Here is a 23,696-nt window from a genome sequence, read left to right on the forward strand (position 1 = left end):
GAGGTCAGGCGTGGGAGCCCCCGGTCCCGAGCGCGGGTCCCGAACGTGCGGTCAGTCCGTCAGCTTCGGATGGCTCGTGCTCGCGAACTTGATCCAGCAGACGCTGTCGGCTTGTGGGCGGGTTGGGGCGCGGTGTGGACTCGATCGCGTCAAAGGCCGTGCGTACGTTGGACGGTGCCTGGCGGCAGAGATCTTCCCAGCCCTTGGCGGCGTCGTTCGTGGCGAACCTGATCGTGTACCCGCCCAGGTGTGGTGGAGGAGCTGCCCGGTCGCCTCGCTTCGCGCTCATCCTTCGGTGGGGCGGTCGACGGGGCCGAAGTCACCCAGTTCCGGATCAGCAAGGGCCCGTCGAAGGTCGGGGTCGGCGTGCACCTCGGCAGTGTGGCGCCACTCGACGACGAGGCGGTTGATCGCGGCAGTGTTGCCCAGAGCGGCCGCGGCCTCGGCGGCATCGATGAACTCGGCGGTCATCGTCTCCGCATCGGCGTGCGGGAGGAACCGCATCCACGGTAGCGCTCCGGGGAGGAGGTCGGCGAGGCTGGCTCGCTGGGACTGGGCGATAGTGACGAGAAGCCGGGCCACGAGCTCGATAACTTCGTGTTCTGCGTCAGCACGGTCTGCCGACATGAGTACGAGATCACCCGCGCCGCGCCGGCGGAGCCGGACCGCGCGCGACGTCCGGAGACGGTCTGCCGTTTCTGTCGGATGGCGCAGGAGGTCCGAGAACGGGACGGAGTCGTCATGCAGCGCGGTCATACTTCAATAGTAGTTCAGAAGTCCATCACGTGGCCCACAGACCCGGACCGCCCCACAACCGCCACGCGAGTCGCACAGACGCGACAGGCCCCTCCCCTCGGACGCGGTAGGTTCTACTCCGTGACATCCCCGTTCGACCGGATCCGCCCGGCGGCCACTACCGCGCGCCAGGTCTCCGACCTCGCCGCCGCGTTCGGCCTCACCATCGCCCCAGGTCATCCCGCCCATGCCGCGGTCACCTGCGTGGCATCGGACAACCGGGTCGTCAGGCCGGGAGACCTCTTCGTGGCAGTCCCCGGTGCCCGCGCGCACGGCGCGCAGTTCGCCGCCGACGCCGTCGGGCGCGGTGCGGCCGCCATCCTCACGGACGCGCGCGGGGCCGAGCTGATCGAGGGAGCGGGCGTCCCCGTGCTCGTCGCCGACGAGGATCCCCGCGCCTTCCTCGGCCAGGTCGCCGCCTGGGTGCTCGGCAACCCCGCTGCCGACCTGATGACCTTCGGCGTCACGGGCACCAACGGCAAGACCACCACGACCTACCAGCTCGACCACCTGCTCCGGGCGCTCGGCTGGAAGGGCGGCCTGATCGGCACCGTCGAGACCCGCTCCGGCGACCGCGTCATCCCGAGCGTCCTGACCACGCCAGAGGCCGCGGACCTGCAGGCCCTGCTCGCCGCGATGCGCGAGGACCACGTGCGCACGCTCGCCATGGAGGTCTCCTCCCACGCGCTCGCGCAGCACCGCGTCGACGGCGTCGTGTTCGGCGTGGCCGGGTTCACCAACCTGACCCAGGACCACCTCGACTTCCACGGCGACTTCGAGTCGTACTTCGCCACCAAGGCCGACCTGTTCACGCCCGCCCGCGCCCGCCGGGGCGTCGTCACCGTCGACGACATGTGGGGCGAGCGCATGGCCGAGGCCGCGCAGATCCCGGTCGCGACACTCACCACGCTCCCCGGCAAGGCCGCCGACTGGACCGTGACCGACGTCGCGCCGTCGGGCACCGGGTCGGCCTTCACCCTCACCCACCGCGACGGGCGCACCCTGCGCACCTCCACCTCGCTGCCCGGCGGCTACAACGTGGCCAACGCGGCGCTCGCGGTGACGATGGTGCTGGAGGGCGGCTCGGACATCCGCGACGTGACCGAGGCGCTGGCCACCGGCCAGGGCCTGAGCGCCACCGTCCCCGGGCGCATGGAGGTGCTCGCCACCGCGCCGCGCGTGGTGGTGGACTTCGCGCACAACACGGAGGCGCTGCAGCTCAGCCTCGCGGCCCTGCGCCCGACGACGTCCGGCCGGCTGGCCGTGGTGTTCGGCGCCACGGGCGACCGCGACCCCGGCAAGCGGCCGTTCATGGGTGCCGCCGCCGTCCGCGGCGCGGACGTGGTCTACGTGACCGACGACGACCCCCACGACGAGGACCCGGCGAAGGTGCGCGCCGAGGTGCTCGCTGGCACAGGCCCTGGCGCCGCGCCCGAGCGGACCGTCGAGGCCGTGGACGGCGGTGGTTCGCGTACCGTCGAGGTCCACGAGGTCGCCCCGCGCGCCGAGGCCATCCGCGCGGCGATCGCCGCAGCTGATCCGGAGGACACCGTGCTGGTCGCGGGCCGTGGGCACGAGACCGTCCAGGAGATCGCGGGCGTGGATCATCTGCTCGATGACCGCGTCGAGGCGCGCGCCGCGCTGGCGGCCCGGACGGTGCGACCTCAGCACGACGTGTAGCCCCAGCAGCGGTACGTAGACCCGAGCAGGACCCCATGCAGGAGAGGACACCACAGGCATGATCGAGCTGACTGCGGCGCAGGTCGCTGCAGCCACCGGCGGGCGGCTGCACGCGGACCCGGACGTGACGGTCACGGGGGCGGTGATCGTGGACTCGCGTCAGGCGGGGCCCGGTGCGCTGTTCGTGGCGCTGCCGGGCGAGCGGGTGGACGGACATGACTTCGCGGCCACCGCGGTGGAGGCGGGCGCCGCACTGGTGCTCGCCGCCCGTGCGCTGGACGGTCTGCCGACCGTCGTGGTGGACGACCCCCAGGCAGCCCTCGGCGACCTGGCCCGGCACGTCCTCGCGACGGTACGGGGCCGAGCGGACGGCGCGGTCGTGCCACGGGTCGTAGCCGTGACCGGCTCGGTCGGCAAGACCACCACCAAGGACCTGCTCGGCCAGCTCCTCGGCCCGGAGGCCGGCGGTGAGCACGCGATCATCGTCCCCAAGGGCTCGTTCAACAACGAGATCGGCCTGCCGCTGACCGTGCTGCGGGTCACCACCGCGACGCGCTACCTGGTGCTCGAGATGGGCGCCGACCGGATCGGCAACATCGCCTACCTCACGCGCATAGCGCCGCCCGACGTCGGCGTCGTGCTGGCCGTCGGTGTCGCGCACGTCGGTCACTTCGGCAGCGTCGAGGCCATCGCGCAGACCAAGGGTGAGATGGTCGAGGGCGTCGTCGACGGCGGCACCGTGGTGCTCAACGCCGACGACCTGCGGGTCACCGCCATGGCGGGCCGGGCCATGCCCGGTACGACGGTCCAGACCTTCGGCACCATCCCGTCGGCCGACGTCCGTGCGGAGGACATCACCGTCGACCCCGCCGGCCGCGCGAGCTTCACGTTGCGCGTCGCCAGGGCCGACGGCGCCGACGAGCAACGCGCCGACGTCGCGCTGCAGCTCGTCGGACCGCACCACGTCAGCAACGCGCTCGCGGCCGCGACGGTGGCGCTGCGCCTCGGCGTGACCGCGTCCGACGTCGCGCGGCGGCTCTCCGGCGCCACCGCGCTGAGCCCGCACCGGATGGCCGTCACCGAGCGGCCCGACGGCGTCACCGTGATCGACGACGCGTACAACGCGAACCCCGACTCGATGAAGGCCGCACTGCGCACGCTCGCCGTCATGTCGGGCCGCACCCGCCGCTCGGTCGCGGTGCTCGGCGAGATGCTCGAGCTTGGCGACGGGGCGCGCGCCGCGCACGACGAGATAGGCCGCCTCGTGGTACGGCTGAACATCAAGCAGCTGATCGTGGTCGGCGACGGCGCCTATCACATCCACGAGGGCGCCATGCAGGAAGGGTCCTGGGGGTCGGAGTCGATCTTCGTGCCCGACCTGGCGGCCGCCCGCTCGATGCTGGACGAGTCGCTGGAGCCCGGCGACGTCGTGCTCGTGAAGTCGTCCCTCGGTGCCGGGCTGGCCGAGCTCGGGGACCACCTGTCGATGGCTCTGACACCTAAGGACAACAACAAGTGATCGCGATCCTGGTCAGCGCCGCAGTGGCGCTGCTCGTCGCCCTGCTGGGCACGCCGGTCTTCATCCGGTTCCTGGTCCACAAGAACTACGGCCAGTTCGTCCGCCAGGACGGCCCGACGGGGCACTTCATCAAGCGCGGTACGCCCACCATGGGCGGCGTCGTCATCATCGCGGCGACCCTGATCGGGTTCGCGGCCTCGATGCTCGTGTCGGGGCGGCTGCCGAGCGTGTCGGCGCTGCTCGCGATCTACCTCATGGCAGGTCTCGGCCTGGTCGGCTTCCTCGACGACTTCACCAAGATCCGTAAGCAGCGGTCGCTGGGCCTGACCGCGCGGGCCAAGCTGCTCGGCCAGGGCATCGTCGGCATCTCCTTCGCCGTGCTCGCGCTGCAGTTCCCCAACGAGAACTCGCGCACCCCTGCGTCGACCAAGATCTCGTTCCTGCGCGACACCGAGATCGACCTGGCGTTCGCCGGTGCCACCCTCGGCGTCATCCTCTTCGTGATCTGGGCCAACCTGCTGGTGTCGGCCTGGTCCAACGCGGTGAACCTGACCGACGGCCTGGACGGTCTGGCCACCGGCGTCTCGATCATCACCTTCGGCGCGTACGTGCTGGTCGGCATCTGGCAGCTCAACCAGTCGTGCCAGTTCCTGGCCACAGCGGGACCACGCTGCTACGAGGTGCGCGACCCGCAGGACCTCGCGATCGTCGCGGCCGCCGTCACGGGCGCCTGCGTCGGCTTCCTCTGGTGGAACGCGAACCCCGCCAAGATCTTCATGGGCGACACCGGCTCGCTCGCCCTGGGCGGCGCCCTGGCCGGCCTGTCGATCCTGAGCCGCACCGAGCTGCTGGCCGTGATCATCGGCGGCATGTTCGTGCTCATCGTCTCGTCCGTGGTGATCCAGGTCGGGTTCTTCAAGATGACCGGCAAGCGGGTGTTCAAGATGACGCCACTGCACCACCACTTCGAGCTGTCCGGGTGGGGCGAGGTCACGATCGTCATCCGGTTCTGGCTCATCGCCGGCCTGCTCGCGGGCCTGGGCATGGGCATCTTCTACGCCGAGTGGGTCGCTTCGTGACGCAAGGCCCTGGCGCGTCCGGGAACCTGTACGGCACGGTCGAGCCGCGTGTCCCCCTGGCCGGGGCCCGGGTCGTCCTGGCGGGGCTCGGTGTCACCGGGCGGTCGCTCCAGCGGGTCCTCGAGCCGCGGGTGGCCACCCTGGTCACCGTCGACGACAAGGCCGACGACGCCGACCACTCCGGTCTCGACGACACCGCTGCGGCCGCGGTGCTGGCGCAGACCGACCTGCTGGTCGCCTCGCCGGGCTTCGCGCCGCACCACCCGGTCGTCGCGGCGGCGCTGGCCGCTGGCGTTCCCGTGTGGAGCGAGGTCGAGCTCGCCTGGCGCCTGCGGGTCGACCGTGCGGGGTCGGACAAGCCTGCTCCGTGGCTCGGCATCACCGGCTCCAACGGTAAGACGACCACCGTCGAGATGCTGGCGGCGATCCTGCGCGCGGCAGGCCTGCGCACCGCCGCAGTGGGGAACGTCGGCCGCTCCCTCGTGGAGGCGGCGCTCGACCCGGCCCTCGACGTCGTGGCGGTGGAGCTCTCCAGCTTCCAGCTCCACTTCACCCACACGATGTCCCTTGAGGCCGGCGCGGTCCTGAACGTCTCGCCCGACCACCTCGACTGGCACGGCTCGGTCGACGCGTACACGCGCGACAAGGGCCGCGTCTACGGAGGCGTCCGGGTGGCCTGCGTCTACAACGTCGCCGATCCCACGACCGAGGACCTGGTACGCGAGGCCGACGTCGTCGAGGGCGCGCGCGCCGTCGGCTTCGCGGTCGGCGCGCCCCGCCCCGGCGACCTCGGGCTGGTCGACGACGTGCTCGTGGACCGCGCCTTCCACGCCGCGGACGACGACCCCGACCGCCGCAAGAGCGCTGCAGAGCTCGGCACCCTCGCCGACCTGAAGCAGCTGGGCGACCAGAACGGTGTGGTGCCCACCCACATCGTCGCGGACGCCCTGGCCGCCGCCGCGCTGGCCCGTGCCCACGGCGTGCCGGCCGCCGCCGTCCGCGACGGCCTGCGGTCGTTCGGCCCGAGCGAGCACCGCATCCAGCGGGTGGCCACGGCGGACGACGTCACGTACGTGAACGACTCGAAGGCGACGAACGCGCACTCCGCTGCCGCCTCGCTGGCGGGTCTCGCCCACGGCACGGTGGTCTGGATCGCCGGTGGACTGGCCAAGGGGGCCACGTTCGACGAGCTGGTGACGTCCCGTGCCGACCGCCTGCGCGCCGCCGTCGTCATCGGGGCCGACCCGGGTCCGCTGGCCGACACGCTTGCCCGACACGCCCCGCAGATCCCGGTTGTCGTGATAGATCCCGGTGACACTGAGTCCGTGATGCGCCGGGCGGTAGCCGCAGCGCGGGACCTGGCACAGCCGGGAGACACCGTTCTGCTGGCCCCGGCGGGCGCCTCTCAGGACCAGTTCGTCTCGTACGCCCAGCGCGGCGAGGAGTTCGCACGTGTGGTGCGTGAGCTCACCACCTGAGCCGGAGGGCTCGCCGAGCCGCAGGAGGGGTAGGGGATGGCCACGACGGGTACGAGCCGCGGGTCCTACCAGCCCGTGACCTGGAACTCCAACGTCTCCAGCTACTACCTCCTGGTGGGCACCACCGGCCTGCTGACCGTGATCGGCCTGATCATGGTGCTGTCCAGCTCGACGGTGACGTCGATCGCAGCGGACGAGTCCCCGTACGCGGCGTTCCTCGTCCAGGCGCAGTACGCCCTGATCGGCCTGCCCGTGCTGGTCGCCGCCGCGCACCTGCCCGTCCGCTGGTACAAGCGGCTCGCGCTGCCGGGGCTCGCGGTGGCGCTGGCCCTGCTCGTGGCGGTCATCTTCCTTGGCGAGATCAGGAACGGTCAGCAGAACTGGCTTCCGCTCGGCTCGTTCGCGTTCCAGCCGTCCGAGCTCGCCAAGCTCGCCCTCGCGATCTGGCTCGGCACCGTGCTGGGCCGCAAGCAGCCGCTGCTGGGCAGGTGGTCGCACGCGATGATGCCGGCAGTGCCCGGCGCGGTCGTGGTGCTCGGCCTGGTGCTCGCCGGCGGAGACCTTGGCACGGCGCTCGTGATGGGCCTCCTGGTGGCGGGGGCCTTCTTCGTGGCGGGCGTGCCCCTGTCCTTCATGGCTCTCGGCAGCGCACTGGCGGCGTTCGTCGTGGGCTACGTGTTCATCCTGCAGCAGGACGGCGGGGACCGGCTGCAGCGCATCATCGCGACCTACGGCGCCGAGTGCGACGAGGCGTCGGAGTGCTACCAGTCCCTGCACGGTCTGTTCGGGCTGGGTACCGGCGGGCTGTTCGGGGTAGGCCTGGGCGGCAGCCGCGAGAAGTGGAGCTATCTGCCCGAGGCGCACAACGACTTCATCTTCGCGGTGATCGGCGAGGAGCTCGGCCTGTTCGGCACGGTGCTGGTCCTGACGCTGATCGCCGTGCTCGGGCTCGCGATGAGCCGGGTGATCCAGCGGCACACCGACCCGTTCGTCAAGGTCGCCACGGCCGCCGTCGGCTGCTGGGTCGTGGGTCAGGCCTTCGTGAACATCGGCGTGGTGATCGGCGTCCTGCCGGTGATCGGCGTGCCGCTCCCGCTGGTGTCCGCCGGCGGTTCCGCGCTGATCACCACGATGGCCGCCCTCGGGATGGTGATCTCCTTCGCCCGGACGGAGCCCGGGGCTGCCAAGGCACTGGCTGCACGCGGTAGCGTCGTCCGCAAGTCACTGGCTGTGCTGGGCGGCGCGGTCCGTAGACGGTAGAAATGTGCACGGTGGCTCCATCCATGGCGAGATCCGGCACCTCAGGTCGCGTTCATGGGGCCCCAGCGCACCGATCCGCCCGGAACGTACGTCCGGGCGACGACGAGAAGGTGATGATGAGCTCAGCAGTTGTGTCGGTGGTGCTCGCCGGTGGCGGTAGCGCGGGACACGTGAACCCCTTGCTCGCGGTGGCCGACGAGGTGCGACGCCGGGAGCCCGGCGCGCGCGTGCTCGCGCTCGGTACCACGACCGGCCTTGAGGCCGAGCTCGTGCCCGCACGTGGCTACGAGCTGCGGCCCGTCCCGCGCGTGCCCATGCCGCGCCGGCCCAGCCCTGACCTGCTGCGTCTGCCGGGCAGGCTGGCCGCCGCCGTGAAGGTGGCGGAGGACGCTATCGACGAGATCGACGCGCAGGCCGTCATCGGTTTCGGCGGGTACGTGGCCACACCGGCGTACCTCGCGGCCAAGCGCAAGGGCGTGCCGATCGTGATCCACGAGCAGAACGCCCGGCCGGGTCTGGCCAACCGGCTCGGCGCTCGGTGGGCGGCCCGCGTGGGTCTCACGTTCGCGGGCACGCCCCTGCGCGGCGGAGTCCTGACGGGCCTGCCGCTGCGACAGGCCATCGCGGCCCTCGTGCACGAGCGCGAGGCCGACGCGCCGGGCGCGCGTGCCCGGGCCGCCGCGGAGCTGGGCCTGGACCCGGCGCTGCCGACCCTCGTCGTCACGGGCGGCTCCCTCGGTGCGCTGAACCTGAACCGCGCGGTGTCCGGTGCCGCGGCCCAGATCCTCGCCGCGGGCGCGCAGGTGCTGCACCTGACCGGCAAGGGCAAGAGCGACGAGGTGCGCGAGACGCTGGCGGCGGTCCCCGCCCTCGACGACCGGCGCTACCAGGTCCGCGAGTACCTGGAGCAGATGGAGCTCGCCTACGCGGTCGCGGACCTGGTGGTCTGCCGCTCCGGCGCGGGCTCGGTGGCCGAGCACGCGGCGCTCGGCATCCCCGCCGTCTACGTGCCGCTGCCGATCGGGAACGGCGAGCAGCGGCTCAACGCGGCCCCGCTGGTGGAGGCGGGTGGTGGTCTGCTGGTGGACGACGCGGACCTCACACCCGACTGGGTGTCCAGCAACGTTCCTACGCTGCTCGCGGACCGCGAGCGGCTCGGTGTCATGGCGAAGGCCGCACGGTCGGCCGGCACCAGCGACGGCGCGGCACGCGTCGTCGATCTCGTCGAGCAAGCCGTACGGTCAGCAGGAACCGACACCACGGAGGTCAGGTCATGAGCACCACGGTCACGGATCAGATGACGGGTCAGGTCGCACGGCTCGGACGCGTGCACATGATCGGCATAGGCGGGGCGGGCATGTCCGTCGTCGCCCGGCTGCTCGCCGGACGCGGTGTGTCCGTGCAGGGCTCGGACGCCGCCGAGTCGGAGACGCTGGAGGCCCTGCGCGCCGCTGGCGTCAAGGTGTGGGTCGGCCATGATCCGGCCCATCTCACGGGGGTGGACTCCGTGGTGATCTCCAGCGCCGTCCACGAGGACAACCCGGAGCTCGCCGCCGCACGCGCCCGCCGCCTGAACGTGCTGCACCGCTCGCAGGCGCTGGCGGCCCTGATGGAGGGGTCGCGCGGTGTCGCCGTGGCCGGCGCGCACGGCAAGACGACCACGTCGGCGATGATCGCGACGATCCTGCGCGAGGCGGGCCTCGACCCGTCGTACGCGATCGGCAGCACCGTGCGCACCGCGACAGGGTCGACGCCTGGCGGTCACCTGGGTGCGTCCGACGTGCTCGTGGCCGAGGCCGACGAGTCGGACGGCTCGTTCCTGAACTACACGCCCACCATCGCGGTGGTGACGAACGTCGAGGCGGACCACCTGGACCACTACGGGACGCCGGAGGCGTTCAACGGTGCGTTCATCCGGTTCGCGCGTCGCCTGGTGTCCGACGGCTGGCTCATCGCGTGCGCCGACGACGAGGGCTCGCTCTCGGTGGGCGCCACGATCTGCGCCACGGGCGGCCACGTCATCACCTACGGCACCAACGACACCGCACGCGTGCGGGTCACGGACATCTCGACCACGGCAGAGGGCACCACGGCCGTGCTGCGCGGCGACATCCTCGGCACGAACGAGCAGGTGGCCGACGGCGCCGGCGTGTCCGGCACGGTGCCGGGCATCCCCATGCGGCTTTCGGTCCCCGGAAAGCACAACGTGCTCAACGCGACCGCCGCCGTCATCGTCGCGGTGAAGCTGGGCGTCGCGCCCGAGCAGGCAGTCGCCGGTGTCGAGGCGTTCGTCGGCACGGGCCGCCGCTTCGAGGAGAAGGGCACCGCCGACGGCGTGCGCGTCATCGACGACTACGGGCACCACCCCACGGAGATCCGGGCGGTCCTCACGGCGGCGCGCGAGATCGCCGACGGCGGCCGCGTGCTCGTCCTGTTCCAGCCGCACCTGTACTCGCGCACCAAGACCTTCGCCGAGAGCTTCGCCAAGGAGCTGTCCGCCGCCGACGAGGTGGTGGTCACGGACATCTACGGGGCCCGCGAGGAGCGCGACCCGTCGATCACGGCGAACACGATCGTCGACCTGATGACCGATCACGGCGCTGCCTACGCGGTGCCGGACCGCCTCGATGCCGCGCACGCGATCGCCGATCTCGCCCGACCGGGTGACGTGGTGCTCACGGTCGGCGCCGGTGACGTGACGCAGCTCGGCCCCGCCGTCCTGGCGCGCCTGACCGGCCGTGTGGCGGGTCTCGACTCGACGGTCGCCCCGACCTCGGGGCTGGGCGAGGACTGATGCGCCCGCCCGCGCGTCCTCGCGCCGCGGGCACGGCACGGCCGCGCCCCGCAGGCCAGGGTCCGGCACAGCAAGGAAAGAAGGGCCGGGAGGCCAAGGGCTCTGCTGCCCGAGGCGCCCCGGCGCAGGAGCCCGCCCAGCGGGCCCCTGCGCCGGCCCGGCCCGGCCGCACGGCCCCCGGCACGAGAGTGCCTGCCCAGCGGCCTCCGGCCGGCGAGCCGGTGCGGCAGCTGCCCTCGGCACCGGCGAAGCGCCCGCAGGCCCGGCCCGGCCCGGGCCGCCCGGCGCCGTCGGGCACCCGCGACGACGTGGTCTCGGACCGGCTGGCCGATCGCCTCGCCGAGCGCACGGCGATGGCCCGCTACCGCGTGTGGCGGCGCATCGGCTGGACCGTCGCGGCGGTAGCGGCCGCCGCGGGGCTGGTGTGGGTGGCGTTCTTCTCGCCGCTGCTCGCGCTCGACCCGGAGCAGGTGCGGATCTCCGGGCAGGGCACGACCGTCGACGTCGGGGAGGTGCGCGAGGCCGTGACGGACGAGGCGGGCGTGCCGCTGCCCCGGATCGACACGGTGCACCTGCGCGAGGAGATCCTCGCGATGAACGCCGTCAAGGACGTGGAGATCACTCGGTCCTGGCCGGACGGCCTCGCAGTGGTCCTCACGTCCAGGGAGCCGGTGGCGGCGGTACCGCAGGCGGGCGACGTCTACGCCCTGATGGACGCAGAGGGAGTGCGGGTGGGCACGGCCGAGGACGCTCCCGACGATCTGCCCTCGATCGTGGTCTCGCTCGCCGACGGTGCGGCCGGCCGCCGCGCCATGGACGCGGCCCTCGAGGTGCTGGGCGCCCTGCCACCGCGACTGACCGCCGACATCCAGACGGTGAGCGCGGCGACGCAGGACGACGTGCGCACCACGCTGTCGGACGGGCGCGTGATCCGGTGGGGGAGCGGAGCGCAGGTCGAGCTCAAGACCAAGGTGGCGCAGACGCTGCTGCGCGCAGAGCCTTCGGCGAAGACGATCGACGTGTCGTCGCCCGGCCTGCCGGTCACGAACTGATACCGGGTCCGCCGCTGTTCGAGCTTGTCGGGACCAAAAATGACATCCATGTAATTTCTCGCGTGCATCGTTGCGCGACACGCGCGACGATGTCGTCGACACACCACGGCGGCACACCTACCGTCGAACACAGCAGCAACCTGACATAACTCTAACCCTCTACCTCAACTTGAAGGTCTTAGGGATGAGAGTCGGGGCTCGGGACCCGAATCGAAAGGCGACGACGTGGCAACTCCGCAGAACTACCTGGCAGTAATCAAGGTGGTCGGTATCGGCGGCGGTGGTGTGAACGCCGTCAACCGCATGATCGAGGTCGGCCTCAAGGGCGTCGAGTTCATCGCGATCAACACTGACGCACAGGCACTCCTGATGTCGGACGCCGACGTCAAGCTCGACGTCGGCCGGGAGCTCACGCGCGGCCTCGGCGCCGGCGCGGACCCGGAGGTCGGCAAGAAGGCCGCCGAGGACCACGCGGAAGAGATCGAGGACGTCCTCCGTGGCGCCGACATGGTCTTCGTCACCGCGGGCGAGGGCGGCGGCACCGGCACGGGCGGCGCACCCGTCGTGGCGCGCATCGCGCGCTCGCTCGGCGCGCTGACCGTCGGGGTCGTGACCCGGCCGTTCACGTTCGAGGGCCGCCGCCGCGCGGTGCAGGCCGACAGCGGTATCGAGAACCTGCGCGACGAGGTCGACACGCTGATCGTCATCCCGAACGACCGGCTCCTGTCGATGTCGGACCGGAACGTGTCCGCGATCGCGGCGTTCCACTCCGCCGACCAGGTCCTGCACTCCGGTGTCCAGGGCATCACCGACCTCATCACCACGCCCGGCCTGATCAACCTGGACTTCGCGGACGTGAAGTCGGTCATGCAGGGTGCCGGTTCCGCGCTCATGGGTATCGGCTCGGCACGGGGCGAGGACCGCGCGGTGCAAGCAGCGGAGCTGGCGATATCGTCGCCGCTGCTCGAGGCCTCGATCGACGGCGCGCACGGTGTGCTGCTGTCGATCCAGGGTGGTAGCGACCTCGGTCTCTTCGAGGTGCACGAGGCCGCGCGGCTGGTACAGGAGGCCGCCCACCCGGAGGCGAACATCATCTTCGGGACGGTCATCGACGACGCCCTGGGCGACGAGGTCCGCGTCACGGTCATCGCCGCGGGCTTCGACGGTGGTCTGCCCAAGGAGCGGAAGGACAACCGCGCGCTCGGTCAGGTGGCCGGCGCGGTCGCCGCCCCCGCCCCCGCGGCGACCCGGAGCCCGGCCACGGCGCCGGTGCCGCTGCCCGACGTGTCGGACGCGGCGCGCCGCGCACCCGAGTACGTCGGCGGGAACGGGATGCCGCCGTCGGTCCCGCCGACGCAGCAGCCGTCGCCGGTGTCGACGCTGCCCCGCGTGATCGACGACGAGGGCTCGGACGACGTGCCGCGCACGCTGGACGAGCCGGCCGTCGTGGTGCAGGGCTCGTTCAACCGGCAGGAGGTCGGCCGGGAGCAGGGTGAGCGTGTCGAGGTCCCGCCGCTGTACGACGAGAACCCTCGCCGCACCTCGGAGGACCTGGACGTCCCCGACTTCCTGAAGTGACCGGCTCGGAGTTTGTCCGCCGGGTACTCTCGCACACGTGAGCGACACCCGGACCCTTGCAGGCGTGCACCCCGTCGATCTAGGCGACGGGGTGCACGCCTTCTTCACGACCGCCACGGGCGGCGTGTCGCCGGCCCCGTGGTCGACGTCGGGCAGCGGCGGCCTGAACCTCGGCCTGAACGTGTCCGACTCCGCCGAGCGCGTGGCGGTCAACCGTTCCCTGGCCGCCGAGCGGCTCGGCGCGCCCGTCGCCTTCGCCACCCAGGTGCACGGCGACCGCGTGCTCGAGCTCGGTCCTGCCGAGCGCACCCGGTGGGCAGCCCGCCGGGCACCGGCGTCGGCGGGGGAGGCCGACGCGCTCGTCACCGCCGAGCGCGGCCTTGGCCTCGGCGTCCTGGTGGCCGACTGCGTGCCGGTCCTCCTTGCCGACCCGGGAGCGCGGGTGGTCGGGGTGGCGCACGCCGGCCGTAACGGTGTGCTGTCCGGTGTGGTGCACCGCGCCATGGACGCGCTCGTCGCGCGGGGTGCCGACCCCGCGCGGGTGCGCGCCGTCGTGGGGCCGGCGGTCTGCGGACGGTGCTACGAGGTTCCTGCCACGATGCGCGACGAGGTCGCCGCGGCCGTGCCCGCGACCTTCGCGACCACGAGGGAGGGCACGCCGGGGCTGGACCTGCCGTCCGGGGTGGTCGCGCAGCTCGCCGCCCGTGGTGTCGAGGCGATGCGCGTCGAGCGCTGCACGCTCGAGGACCCGGACCTGTTCTCGCACCGCCGGGCCAGTGCGGCAGGTACCACAACAGGACGGCAAGCTGGCATCATCGCGCTCATTTGACCGCCACCTGCCCCGTTCCGGTGTCTGCGACACGCCGATAACAACGCTCTGACCTGCGAAATTACACTGATGTCGTTTTTAGCGAGCAATCGCTGAACAACTTTGGCAAAGTTGTTCGTGGCACGGCGTGTCGCGCTTCCGGGTCGGATTGCGCCGGGCTACTTTTGTCAAGGCGACCTCGACCAGGGGTCAAGGTCGGACCTGTTGTACGGGCCCGCTGGACACCGAGACAGAAGGACGCGCAGCAGGCGACGAACGGAGAAAGAGCGATGGCCGGAGCACTTCGCAAGACCATGCTGTATCTGGGCCTCGCCGACGATCAGGGCGAGCAGGAGTACCTCGACGACTACGACGAGGGCCTGGAGGAAAACGTGGAGGATCACCGGCACGCGCAGGTCACGCCGCTGCACCGCGACGGCGTGCCGCGTGAGGCGCTGTCTTCCTCGGACCTCCGCCGGATCACGACGGTGCACCCGCGGTCGTACAACGACGCGCGGAGCATCGGCGAGGCCTTCCGCGCCGGAACCCCCGTCATCATGAATCTCTCCGACATGGACGACGCCGACGCCAAGCGCCTGGTCGATTTCTCCGCCGGCCTGATCTTCGGTCTGCACGGCTCGATCGAGCGGGTGACCAACAAGGTCTTCCTGCTCTCGCCCGAGCACGTGGAGATCGCGGCCGAGGAGCAGGTTCCCGCCGAGAAGCCGAACGGACGCGGCGGCTTCTACAACCAGAGCTGAGCCCGACACATCGGGACGATGACTGAGGGGCGGTCGCCGCGGCGGCCGCCCCTCACTCGTGTCCGCGCGCGGGTGTCTCCGTGTGCCGGCCGTCGGACTCGCAGGGCGCACAGCCGGGCAGTTCGCGCTACTCCCAGCCGGGACAGGTTAGGTTGTTCCTTGTGATCTGGGACTTCATCGGCTTCCTCCTGTGGCTCTTCCTGCTGTTCCTCATCGGACGGCTCATCTTCGACTGGGTGCAGTTCTTTGCCCGGGACTGGCGGCCTCGTGGTGTGCTGCTCGTGATCGCCGAGGCGATCTACACGGTCACCGACCCGCCTCTCCGGTTCCTGCGCCGACTGATCCCGCCGTTGCGGCTGGGCCAGGTCCAGCTGGACCTGGCGTTCATCGTCCTGTTCTTCGGCGTCTCGCTGCTCTCGTCACTGGTCGGTCAGCTCTAGTGCGGACCGGTCACGTGCTGAATCTGTGCTGGTTCGATGCGTGCCTGGTCGGCGGCAGGTGGCGAGGTCCGCGGAAACATTGACCGATGCATGGATACGGCCTGGGGTGACACGGCACACTCTGTGAGGAAATCGTGCCCGGGGGTGCTCCCGGTGTCCCGCGCCGATGTCGTCCGCTACCGTGGGCTTCGGCGGAGGGCGCGCGGCTTGGCAGCGCCGGCGTCCGTGTTCTGCGTTCCTACGTTCTAACTTTCGAGGTGACACGATGGCACTGCTTACTGCAGAGGACATCCTCAACAAGAAGTTCTCCGCGACGAAGTTCCGCGAAGGCTACGACGTCGAGGAGGTCGACGACTTCCTCGACGAGGTCGTGCGGACCCTGACCAACGTCCAGGAGGAGAACGAGGGCCTCCGGCAGAAGGTCGCGGCCGCCGAGCGGCGGATCGCCGAGCTCTCGCGCAACGACGCTGCCAGCCCGGCCCGCGCTCAGTCTGCGCCCGTCGCCGCGCCGGTCATGCCGGCGGGCCCTGCTGCAGGGCTCAAGGGGAACGGTCCGGAGCCGGAGTCCGCGACAGGAATGCTCCAGCTGGCGCAGAAGCTGCACGACGACTACGTGCGCTCGGGCCAGGAGGAGGGCGACCGCCTCATCACGGAGGCCAAGACCGAGGGCGCGCGCATCGTGCGCGACGCCGAGGAGGCCTCGCACCGCACGCTCTCCCAGCTCGAGCAGGAGCGCTCGCTCCTCGAGCGCAAGATCGACGAGCTGCGCGTCTTCGAGCGTGACTACCGCACGCGTCTGAAGAGCTTCCTGCAGAACCTGCTGGGTGACCTCGACGCGCGCGGCTCGGCTCTGCCGCCGCAGAACAGCCAGCGGTCAGGCCGTCCGGCCGAGATGGCCCAGGGCATCTGACAGCAGCACTCGTCGAGCGAGGCGGCCGGGCGTCCCCACCTCACGCCCGGCCGCCGCGCGCGATGCGCCAGACGCACCCATGATTGGGGCACGCCACGTCGGCGTGCCCCGTTGTGCGTCTGGCTGCTTGTGCTTACGCTTCGTGCACTTGACCACCGGGGGCGACCGTGAAGGGGAATTCATGACCAAGATCTCGACTGCGACGCGAGCCGCGATCAAGCAAGAGTTCCCGAACCTGACGCGTGACGTGAAGAAGTTTCCCGTCCGTGAAGGCGAAGAACCTTGGACGGCGCGTGAGGCCGAAGAGCTGGCCGCGCTCCTCCTCGAAGACAAGGAGCGCCTGGAACGCGAGCTGGAGACGGCGGACCGCGAGCTGTCCGACCTGTTGCGGAACTCCGGCGACGGCGCCGGCGACGACCAGGCCGACTACGGCTCGAGCGCCCTGGAGCGCGAGCAGGAGCTCACGCTCGTCAACAACATGCGTGACCTGCTGGACCAGACCAACCACGCGCTCGACCGTATCCGGAAGGGTACGTACGCCACGTGCGAGGTCACGGACCTGCCGATCGGCAAGGCACGGCTCCAGGCCTTCCCGCGGGCCACGCTGTCGGTCGAGGCCAAGGCGCGCGAGGAGCGTCGCGGGGCCTGAGTCCGTTGGCCACGGCGGTGGAGAGGCTCGTGATCGGGTCGCGTCCTGACCGGCGTCGTCGCCGGTCATAGACAAGCTTCGGCAGATAGCGCACAGGTCCATCACTCGGTTCGACCAGGTCGTCCAGACCAGTTCGAGCCGAGTGGTGGACCTGTGCGCTATCGCTCTGCGTACGGGCTGACGTCTGCCCGGACGGCCGGGCTGGTAGCGCGTGCGCGGCAGGCCCACCAAGCCAGGCCCGCGAGCGATCGATCGAGCTTCCGGATGCCGTTCGGACGCCCGGTCACAGTGGCGAAGACAAGCGACCCGAATTCCCGATATCAACCCTGTGATGTCCGGCTTACGGGTATTCCTACCGCAATAGTGTGGGGTTCGGTCCTGGAATGTCTGATTCCCGTGCCTCTGCCCCTGCCACGTTCCGATTGACAGGGTGAATCTCCCGTCAGATGCTCATCCAGGTGAAACACACATGTGTGGTTCACCTCAATTCCGACTGAGTTATTCGAGGGGGAAACACAATGATCCGAGGATTCCGTGCAGCCTGCCGTGCAGGGGCAGCCGTGGTTGTGTCGGCCGGTATGGTCGTCGCTGCGGCATCGGGTGCGAGCGCGCTGGGCGAGACGCCCGAGCTGCTCGACACGATCGACGCTACCAGCGTGACGGAGACGGTCCACAGCGCGACCGACGTGCTCGGCACCACGACCACCCCGGTGCTCACCACCGGCGGCTACGGCGACGACTGGGACCACGGCCACGGCCACGGTGACAAGGACCGCCACGGCCACCACGGTGACGACACGGACGTCGACGTCGACTACGACGAGGACCGGGTCGGCGACGAGTCGATCAACGTCCTGAACGACGTCGAGGTCGAGGTTCTGAGCGACATCCTGAGTGGCATCCTGAACGAGAACTGCCTCGTCGTCGCCTGCAACTGACTCATTCGTCAGTTGACTGCCGTCGTGCGGTGACACGAAGGTAATGTTGCATCAGGTGGGGCCCTTTCCCGGATCTTCGGGAAAGGGCCCCACTGCTCTGTCTGGCCATATCGCTTTTTGATCAAGAATCAGTTGCCGAACGTTGCCAATCCCGCCGGTGGCGCGGACGTGGCCGCCCAGACGTCCGGCCACCGGGCGTGCGGACCCGGTACCGCCCGCGGCATGGGAGACTTTTCCTGATGTCTACTCCCGCTGAACCTTCCGCCGTGGCCGGCGGCGAGACGGATCCCGCAGCAGCCACGCCCCCGCCCTCGGGCAGCCGTGTGCTGATCATCTGGACCGCTGTGCTCGCGGCCGTCGTCCTGGCCGCCGACCAGCTGACCAAGTGGTGGGCCGAGTCCGCGCTGGTCGCGAACGCGCCCACCATCCCGGTCCTGGGCGACCTGCTCGGGATCCGGCTGATCTACAACCCAGGAGCGGCGCTGTCGATCGCCTCGGGCTACACGTGGATCCTGACTATCGTCGTGACCGTCGTCGTGGTGTTCATCGTCCGGGCGATCGGGCGGATCGGGTCGCGCGGCTGGGCGGTCGCGCTCGGCCTGCTGCTCGGCGGCGCCCTCGGGAACCTCGTGGACCGCCTGGCGCGGGAGCCCGGGTTCGCGCGCGGCCATGTCGTGGACTTCATCGACTACGCGGGCTTCTTCGTCGGCAACGTCGCCGACATCGCCGTCGTCTCCGCCGCGGTGCTGATCGCATGGATGTCGTTGCGGGGGATCGGCCTCGACGGCAAGCGGCACACGGACGAAGAGCCGGCCGACAAGGTGGACGACGACTCGCCCCGCGGCGACCAGGGCGACCCTGCCTGATGGCCCTACGGACGCTGCCCGTCCCCGACGGGCTCGCGGGCGACCGCGTCGATGCCGCGCTGGCCCGCATGCTGGGCCTCTCCAGGACCCGGGCGGCGGAGCTCGCCGAAGCCGGTGCCGTGCACCTCGACGGGCGCCAGGTGGGCAAGTCGGACCGCGTGCTCCCCGGTGGCTGGCTCGAGGTGGACATGCCGGAGGAGCGGCCCGCCGTCGAGGTGGTGCCGGAGCCGGTACCCGGCATGGGCATCGTGTACGACGACGACGACCTGGTCGTGATCGACAAACCGGTCGGCGTGGCGGCGCACCCCTCACCGGGCTGGACCGGCCCGACCGTGGTGGGCGCGCTGGTGGCGGCGGGCTACCGCGTGTCGACGTCGGGCGCTGCCGAACGCCAGGGCATCGTGCACCGCCTCGACGTCGGGACGTCAGGGCTGATGGTCGTGGCGAAGTCGGAGCTCGCGTACACCGGGCTCAAGCGTGCCTTCAAGGAGCGCACCGTCGACAAGATCTACCACGCGCTCGCCCAGGGCCACCCCGACCCGACGTCGGGCACCGTCGACGCGCCCATCGGCAGGCACCCGAGCTCGGACTGGAAGTTCGCGGTGGTCTCGGACGGCAAGCCGTCGGTGACGCACTACGAGACGTTGGAGATGCTGTCGGCGGCCTCCCTGCTGGAGGTGCGCCTCGAGACCGGGCGGACCCACCAGATCCGGGTGCACCTCGCCGCGCTGCGCCACCCGCTCGTCGGCGACCTGACCTATGGCGCGGACCCTGTGCTGGCCTCCAAGGTCGGGCTGACGCGACAGTGGCTGCACGCGCACCGGCTCGGCTTCGAGCACCCGACGACGGGGCGGCGGGTCGAGGTCGAGTCCGACTACCCGGCCGATCTGGAGGCGGCTCTCGAAGTCGTGCGGGGCGCGTACCGGTGATGTGACCTTCTGCTCGGCGTTGCTGGGCAGGAGTGTCGGTGACCGCTCTTAGACTCGTGGGCATGCCGACCGCCACCGCTTCGAAGAGCGACGACTTCGTCCATCTCCACGTCCACACCGAGTTCTCGATGCTGGACGGCGCGGCGCGGATCGGCGACCTCATGGAGGAGGTCGGGCGGCAGGGGCAGAGCGCCATCGCGACGACCGACCATGGGTATCTGTTCGGTGCGCACGAGTTCTGGGCACAGGCGCAGAAGGCGGGCATCAAGCCGATCATCGGCATCGAGGCCTACGTCACGCCCGGCACCAGCCGGTTCGACCAGACCCGGGTGCGGTATGGCGAGGCGGGCCAGGAGTCCGACGACGTCTCGGCGCGTGGTGCGTACACCCACATGACGCTGCTGAGCAAGAACAACACCGGCATGCACAACCTGTTCCGGGCGTCGTCGCTGGCCTCCCTGGAGGGCCAGATGGGCAAGTGGCCCCGCATGGACCGGGACCTGCTGGAGCGGTACTCCGAGGGGCTCATCGCGACGACCGGCTGCCCGTCGAGCGAGATCCAGGTGCGGCTCCGGCTGGGCCAGTGGGACGAGGCGGTCCGGCAGGCGGGCGAGCTGCAGGAGATCTTCGGCAAGGAGAACTACTTCGTCGAGCTGATGGACCACGGGCTCGACATCGAGACCCGGGTGACCAAGCAGCTGATCGAGCTGAGCAAGACGATCGGTGCGCCGCTGGTGGCCACCAACGACCTGCACTACGTGCGGGAGGAGGACGCGACCAGCCAGGAGGCGCTGCTCGCGATCAACTCCGGGTCCACCCTGGACGACCCGAACCGCTTCCGGTTCGGCGGGACGGGCTACTACGTGAAGTCGGCCGCCGAGATGCGGAAGGTCTTCAAGGAGCTTCCCGAGGCGTGCGACAACACGCTGCTCATCGCCGAGCAGTGCGAGGTCTCGTTCAACACGTCGGCCAACTACATGCCACGGTTCCCCGTCCCCGAGGGGGAGGACGAGATCTCGTGGTTCATCAAGGAGGTCGAGGCAGGGCTGCTCCGCCGGTATCCGAACGGGTACTCGGACGCGGTGCGCACGCAGGCCGACTACGAGGTCGGGGTCATCATCCAGATGGGCTTCCCTGGGTACTTCCTCGTGGTCGCCGACTTCATCAACTGGTCCAAGCAGCAGGGCATCCGCGTGGGGCCTGGGCGCGGGTCGGCCGCCGGGTCGATGGTGTCCTACCTGATGGGCATCACCGAGCTGGACCCGCTGGTGCACGGCCTCATCTTCGAGCGCTTCCTCAACCCTGAGCGCGTCTCCATGCCCGACGTCGACGTGGACTTCGACGAGCGTCGGCGCGGTGAGGCCATCCGGTACGTCACGGAGAAGTACGGCGACGACCGCGTGGCGATGATCGTCACCTACGGCACCATCAAGGCCAAGCAGGCCGTCAAGGACTCGGCGCGGCTGCTCGGCTTCCCCTTCGCCATGGGGGAGAAGCTGACCAAGGCGATGCCTCCCGCCGTGATGGGCAAGGACATCCCGCTGTCGGGCATCTTCGACCCGAAGCACGAGCGGTACTCGGAGGCGTCGGAGTTCCGCCAGGTGCACGACACCGACCCCGAGGCGCAGCGCGTCGTCGAGCTGGCACGCGGTATCGAGGGCCTGAAGCGGCAGTGGGGCGTCCACGCGGCCGGCGTCATCATGTCGAGCGACCCGCTGATCGACATCATCCCGATCATGAAGCGCCCGCAGGACGGCGCGATCATCACGCAGTTCGACTACCCCACGTCCGAGGGCCTAGGCCTCATCAAGATGGACTTCCTGGGCCTGCGCAACCTCACGATCCTCGACGACGCGCTCGAGAACATCGTGATGAACGGCAAGGACCCGGTCGACATCGAGCACGTGGAGCTCGACGACAAGGCCACCTACGAGCTGCTCGCCAGCGGCAACACGCTCGGCGTGTTCCAGCTCGACGGCGGGGCCATGCGCTCCCTGCTGCGGCAGATGCGACCCGACAACTTCGAGGACGTCTCCGCCGTCATCGCCCTGTACCGGCCAGGGCCGATGGGCATGAACTCGCACATCAACTACGCCCTGCGCAAGAACGGGCAGCAGAAGATCGAGGCGATCCACCCTGAGGTCGTGGAGCCGTTCGCGGAGATCCTGGACGAGACGTACGGCCTGATCGTCTACCAGGAGCAGGTGCAGCGCGCCGCCCAGATCATGGCCGGCTATACGCTCGGCCAGGCCGACCTGCTGCGCAGGGCCATGGGCAAGAAGAAGCCCGAGGTGCTGGCCAAGGAGTACGTCAACTTCGAGAAGGGCGCCAAGGAGAAGGGGTACAGCGCCGCCGCCATCAAGGCGGTCTGGGACACGCTCGTCCCGTTCGCCGGCTATGCCTTCAACAAGGCGCACTCCGCCGGCTACGGCCTCGTCGCGTACTGGACCGCCTACCTCAAGGCGAACTACCCGGCCGAGTACATGGCCGGCCTGCTTCAGTCGGTGGGCGACAACAAGGACAAGATGGCGCTCTACCTCAACGAGTGCCGTCGCATGGGCATCACCGTTCTCCCGCCTGACGTCAACGACTCCGCCGCCAAGTTCACGGCGGTCAAGGGCGACATCCGCTTCGGGCTCACCGGCGTGCGCAACGTCGGCCGCAACGTCGTCGACGCGATCGTGGAGAGCCGCGAGGCCAAGGGCGCCTTCACGTCGTTCCAGGACTTCCTCGACAAGGTCCCGGCGCCCGTCTGCAACAAGCGCACCATCGAGTCGCTCATCAAGGCGGGGGCCTTTGACTCGCTCGGGCACACGCGGCGCTCGCTGCTCGTGGTGCACGAGCAGGCCGTCGACTCCGTGATCAGCGTGAAGCGCAAGGAGGCAGAGGGCCAGTTCGACCTGTTCGCGGACTTCGGCGGTTCGGACGACGAGGCGGGCATGGGCTTCTCCGTCGAGGTCCCGGACCTGCCGGACTGGGAGAAGAAGCAGAAGCTTCAGTTCGAGCGCGAGATGCTCGGGCTGTACGTGAGCGACCACCCGCTGTCCGGGCTGGAGCACGTGCTGCAGCGGGCCGCCGACACCTCGATCGCTTCGCTCCTCACCGACGAGCACCGGCCGGACAACTCCGTGGTGACCGTGGCGGGCCTCCTGACCTCGGTGCAGCGCAAGATGAGCAAGAACGGCAACCCGTGGGCCGCGGTGACGGTCGAGGACCTGGAGGGCGCCGTCGAGGTGATGTTCTTCGGGGAGACGTACCTCGCGTACTCGACGATGCTCGCGGAGGACCAGGTGGTCGTGCTGCGCGGCAAGGTGCGCCGCCGCGACGAGTCGATGCAGCTACAGGCCATGGAGGTGGCCCTGCCGGACATCACCGTCGGGTCCGACTCGCCGCTGGCCGTGACAGTGCCGCACAGCCGGGCGGTCGAGCCCGTCATCGTGAAGCTGCGGGAGGTGCTCGCGACGCACCCGGGTTCGGCGGAGGTGCACGTCGTCGTGGCCGAGCCGGGCAAGAAGACGCTGGTGCGGGCCTCCGACAGCCTGCGGGTGGAGAAGTCGCCGGCCCTGTTCGGTGACCTCAAGGCGCTGCTCGGGCAGGGCTGCCTCTCATGACGAAAGCTCCGGGCACCACCTCCCGGCACGTCCCGGAACCGCCGGCCGACACGGACCGCTATCGCGATGGTGACCACGCACGCTTCGCCCTCGTGCCCGCCGCGTACCTGTACTTCCGGCGTGAGGGGCAGGTGCTGCTCCAGCTGCGGCAGGGCACCGGCTACCGCGACGGGTTCTGGGCCTGCGCGGCAGCGGGGCACGTCGAGGAGGGGGAGTCGGTGATCGACACCGCCGTGCGTGAGGCCCACGAGGAGCTCGGGGTGGTCGTGGCGCCCGAGGACGTCCGTCCGCTGACGGTGCTGCACCGGGGGGAACCGGGCGGGCCGGCGATCGAGCAGCGCGTGGACTTCATGTTCGAGGTGACCCGCTGGACCGGGACGCCGACGATCCAGGAACCCGAGAAGGCTGCCGACCTGGCCTGGTTCCCGTTCGTCGCGCTGCCGGAGCCGGTGGTGCCGCACGAGCTGGCTGTGCTGCGAGCGGTGCACGACGCCGGGCGGCATGGCACGGAGATGCCGCGGATCCTGCCGTACGGGTTCTGACGCGGTG

20 protein-coding genes are annotated in these 23,696 nt (G+C 70.4%); 19 read left to right on the forward strand and 1 reads right to left on the reverse strand.

Features of this window, described 5'->3' with window-relative positions; genetic code table 11:
* Positions 1–285 precede the first annotated feature (285 nt).
* Positions 286–756 (reverse strand): hypothetical protein, encoded by a 471-nt coding sequence (locus APR04_RS15780; RefSeq protein ID WP_253871795.1) that lies wholly within the window; start codon positions 754–756, stop codon positions 286–288.
* A gap of 120 nt (positions 757–876) precedes the next feature.
* On the opposite strand from APR04_RS15780, the gene APR04_RS15785 reads away from it, so the two are divergent.
* The 19 genes from APR04_RS15785 (at position 877) to APR04_RS15875 (ending at position 23,689) form a co-directional block, all read left to right on the forward strand.
* Positions 877–2,475 carry a UDP-N-acetylmuramoyl-L-alanyl-D-glutamate--2,6-diaminopimelate ligase gene (locus APR04_RS15785; RefSeq protein WP_253871797.1) on the forward strand — a complete coding sequence of 533 codons (1,599 nt, stop codon included), beginning with the start codon at positions 877–879 and terminating at the stop codon, positions 2,473–2,475.
* Between the two features lie 58 nt (positions 2,476–2,533).
* Positions 2,534–3,994 (forward strand): UDP-N-acetylmuramoyl-tripeptide--D-alanyl-D-alanine ligase, encoded by a 1,461-nt coding sequence (locus APR04_RS15790; RefSeq protein ID WP_253871799.1) that lies wholly within the window; start codon positions 2,534–2,536, stop codon positions 3,992–3,994.
* Positions 3,991–5,073 (forward strand): phospho-N-acetylmuramoyl-pentapeptide-transferase, encoded by a 1,083-nt coding sequence (gene mraY / locus APR04_RS15795; RefSeq protein WP_253871801.1) that lies wholly within the window; start codon positions 3,991–3,993, stop codon positions 5,071–5,073. The genes APR04_RS15790 and mraY overlap by 4 nt, the downstream gene beginning before the upstream one ends.
* The gene (gene murD, locus APR04_RS15800) at positions 5,070–6,551 is read left to right on the forward strand and encodes a UDP-N-acetylmuramoyl-L-alanine--D-glutamate ligase (protein ID WP_253871803.1); all 1,482 of its coding nucleotides are present in this window, start codon (positions 5,070–5,072) and stop codon (positions 6,549–6,551) included. The genes mraY and murD overlap by 4 nt, the downstream gene beginning before the upstream one ends.
* 36 nt (positions 6,552–6,587) lie before the next feature.
* Positions 6,588–7,811, forward strand: coding sequence for an FtsW/RodA/SpoVE family cell cycle protein (locus tag APR04_RS15805; RefSeq protein ID WP_253871805.1), 1,224 nt, complete (start codon positions 6,588–6,590; stop codon positions 7,809–7,811).
* A 113-nt stretch (positions 7,812–7,924) separates the two neighbouring features.
* Positions 7,925–9,088 (forward strand): undecaprenyldiphospho-muramoylpentapeptide beta-N-acetylglucosaminyltransferase, encoded by a 1,164-nt coding sequence (murG, locus tag APR04_RS15810; protein WP_253871807.1) that lies wholly within the window; start codon positions 7,925–7,927, stop codon positions 9,086–9,088.
* A complete protein-coding gene (gene murC, locus APR04_RS15815; RefSeq protein WP_253871809.1) occupies positions 9,085–10,605 on the forward strand; it encodes a UDP-N-acetylmuramate--L-alanine ligase in 1,521 nt (506 codons plus the stop codon). The genes murG and murC overlap by 4 nt, the downstream gene beginning before the upstream one ends.
* Complete coding sequence (locus tag APR04_RS15820) at positions 10,605–11,657, forward strand: cell division protein FtsQ/DivIB (RefSeq protein ID WP_253871811.1); 1,053 nt, start codon at positions 10,605–10,607, stop codon at positions 11,655–11,657. Before murC ends, APR04_RS15820 begins: the two co-directional genes overlap by 1 nt.
* 225 nt (positions 11,658–11,882) lie before the next feature.
* The gene (gene ftsZ / locus APR04_RS15825) at positions 11,883–13,235 is read left to right on the forward strand and encodes a cell division protein FtsZ (RefSeq protein WP_253871813.1); all 1,353 of its coding nucleotides are present in this window, start codon (positions 11,883–11,885) and stop codon (positions 13,233–13,235) included.
* Positions 13,236–13,272: 37 nt separating this feature from the next.
* Entirely contained in the window at positions 13,273–14,064 is a 792-nt protein-coding gene (locus APR04_RS15830; protein WP_253871815.1) for a purine nucleoside phosphorylase YfiH/LACC1 family protein, read from the forward strand.
* Positions 14,065–14,333: 269 nt separating this feature from the next.
* Positions 14,334–14,804, forward strand: coding sequence for a cell division protein SepF (locus APR04_RS15835; protein ID WP_253871817.1), 471 nt, complete (start codon positions 14,334–14,336; stop codon positions 14,802–14,804).
* Between the two features lie 161 nt (positions 14,805–14,965).
* Entirely contained in the window at positions 14,966–15,244 is a 279-nt protein-coding gene (locus tag APR04_RS15840) for a YggT family protein (RefSeq protein WP_253871819.1), read from the forward strand.
* A gap of 265 nt (positions 15,245–15,509) precedes the next feature.
* Complete coding sequence (locus APR04_RS15845) at positions 15,510–16,154, forward strand: DivIVA domain-containing protein (protein WP_253871821.1); 645 nt, start codon at positions 15,510–15,512, stop codon at positions 16,152–16,154.
* A 181-nt stretch (positions 16,155–16,335) separates the two neighbouring features.
* Entirely contained in the window at positions 16,336–16,803 is a 468-nt protein-coding gene (locus tag APR04_RS15850) for a TraR/DksA family transcriptional regulator (RefSeq protein ID WP_253871823.1), read from the forward strand.
* A gap of 560 nt (positions 16,804–17,363) precedes the next feature.
* Positions 17,364–17,741 (forward strand): hypothetical protein, encoded by a 378-nt coding sequence (locus APR04_RS15855; RefSeq protein WP_253871825.1) that lies wholly within the window; start codon positions 17,364–17,366, stop codon positions 17,739–17,741.
* A gap of 239 nt (positions 17,742–17,980) precedes the next feature.
* Complete coding sequence (locus tag APR04_RS15860) at positions 17,981–18,607, forward strand: signal peptidase II (protein WP_253871827.1); 627 nt, start codon at positions 17,981–17,983, stop codon at positions 18,605–18,607.
* Complete coding sequence (locus tag APR04_RS15865; RefSeq protein ID WP_253871829.1) at positions 18,607–19,536, forward strand: RluA family pseudouridine synthase; 930 nt, start codon at positions 18,607–18,609, stop codon at positions 19,534–19,536. The genes APR04_RS15860 and APR04_RS15865 overlap by 1 nt, the downstream gene beginning before the upstream one ends.
* 62 nt (positions 19,537–19,598) lie before the next feature.
* Complete coding sequence (gene dnaE / locus APR04_RS15870; RefSeq protein WP_253871831.1) at positions 19,599–23,147, forward strand: DNA polymerase III subunit alpha; 3,549 nt, start codon at positions 19,599–19,601, stop codon at positions 23,145–23,147.
* Positions 23,144–23,689: an NUDIX hydrolase gene (locus tag APR04_RS15875; RefSeq protein WP_253871832.1), complete on the forward strand. Its 546-nt coding sequence runs from the start codon at positions 23,144–23,146 to the stop codon at positions 23,687–23,689. Before dnaE ends, APR04_RS15875 begins: the two co-directional genes overlap by 4 nt.
* Positions 23,690–23,696: the final 7 nt, after the last annotated feature.

The organism is Promicromonospora umidemergens, from assembly GCF_024171995.1.
Taxonomy (GTDB): Bacteria; Actinomycetota; Actinomycetes; order Actinomycetales; family Cellulomonadaceae; genus Promicromonospora; species Promicromonospora umidemergens.

Excerpts from the sequence above, each read along its gene's own strand:
- APR04_RS15780 (WP_253871795.1), bottom strand. The coding sequence starts at position 756 with ATGACCGCGCTGCATGACGACTCCGTCCCGTTCTCGGACCTCCTGCGC.
- APR04_RS15790 (WP_253871799.1), top strand. The coding sequence starts at position 2,534 with ATGATCGAGCTGACTGCGGCGCAGGTCGCTGCAGCCACCGGCGGGCGG.
- APR04_RS15805 (WP_253871805.1), top strand. The coding sequence starts at position 6,588 with ATGGCCACGACGGGTACGAGCCGCGGGTCCTACCAGCCCGTGACCTGG.
- murG (WP_253871807.1), top strand. The coding sequence starts at position 7,925 with ATGATGAGCTCAGCAGTTGTGTCGGTGGTGCTCGCCGGTGGCGGTAGC.
- murC (WP_253871809.1), top strand. The coding sequence starts at position 9,085 with ATGAGCACCACGGTCACGGATCAGATGACGGGTCAGGTCGCACGGCTC.
- APR04_RS15820 (WP_253871811.1), top strand. The coding sequence starts at position 10,605 with ATGCGCCCGCCCGCGCGTCCTCGCGCCGCGGGCACGGCACGGCCGCGC.
- APR04_RS15835 (WP_253871817.1), top strand. The coding sequence starts at position 14,334 with ATGGCCGGAGCACTTCGCAAGACCATGCTGTATCTGGGCCTCGCCGAC.
- APR04_RS15845 (WP_253871821.1), top strand. The coding sequence starts at position 15,510 with ATGGCACTGCTTACTGCAGAGGACATCCTCAACAAGAAGTTCTCCGCG.
- APR04_RS15850 (WP_253871823.1), top strand. The coding sequence starts at position 16,336 with ATGACCAAGATCTCGACTGCGACGCGAGCCGCGATCAAGCAAGAGTTC.
- APR04_RS15860 (WP_253871827.1), top strand. The coding sequence starts at position 17,981 with ATGTCTACTCCCGCTGAACCTTCCGCCGTGGCCGGCGGCGAGACGGAT.
- APR04_RS15865 (WP_253871829.1), top strand. The coding sequence starts at position 18,607 with ATGGCCCTACGGACGCTGCCCGTCCCCGACGGGCTCGCGGGCGACCGC.
- dnaE (WP_253871831.1), top strand. The coding sequence starts at position 19,599 with ATGCCGACCGCCACCGCTTCGAAGAGCGACGACTTCGTCCATCTCCAC.
- APR04_RS15875 (WP_253871832.1), top strand. The coding sequence starts at position 23,144 with ATGACGAAAGCTCCGGGCACCACCTCCCGGCACGTCCCGGAACCGCCG.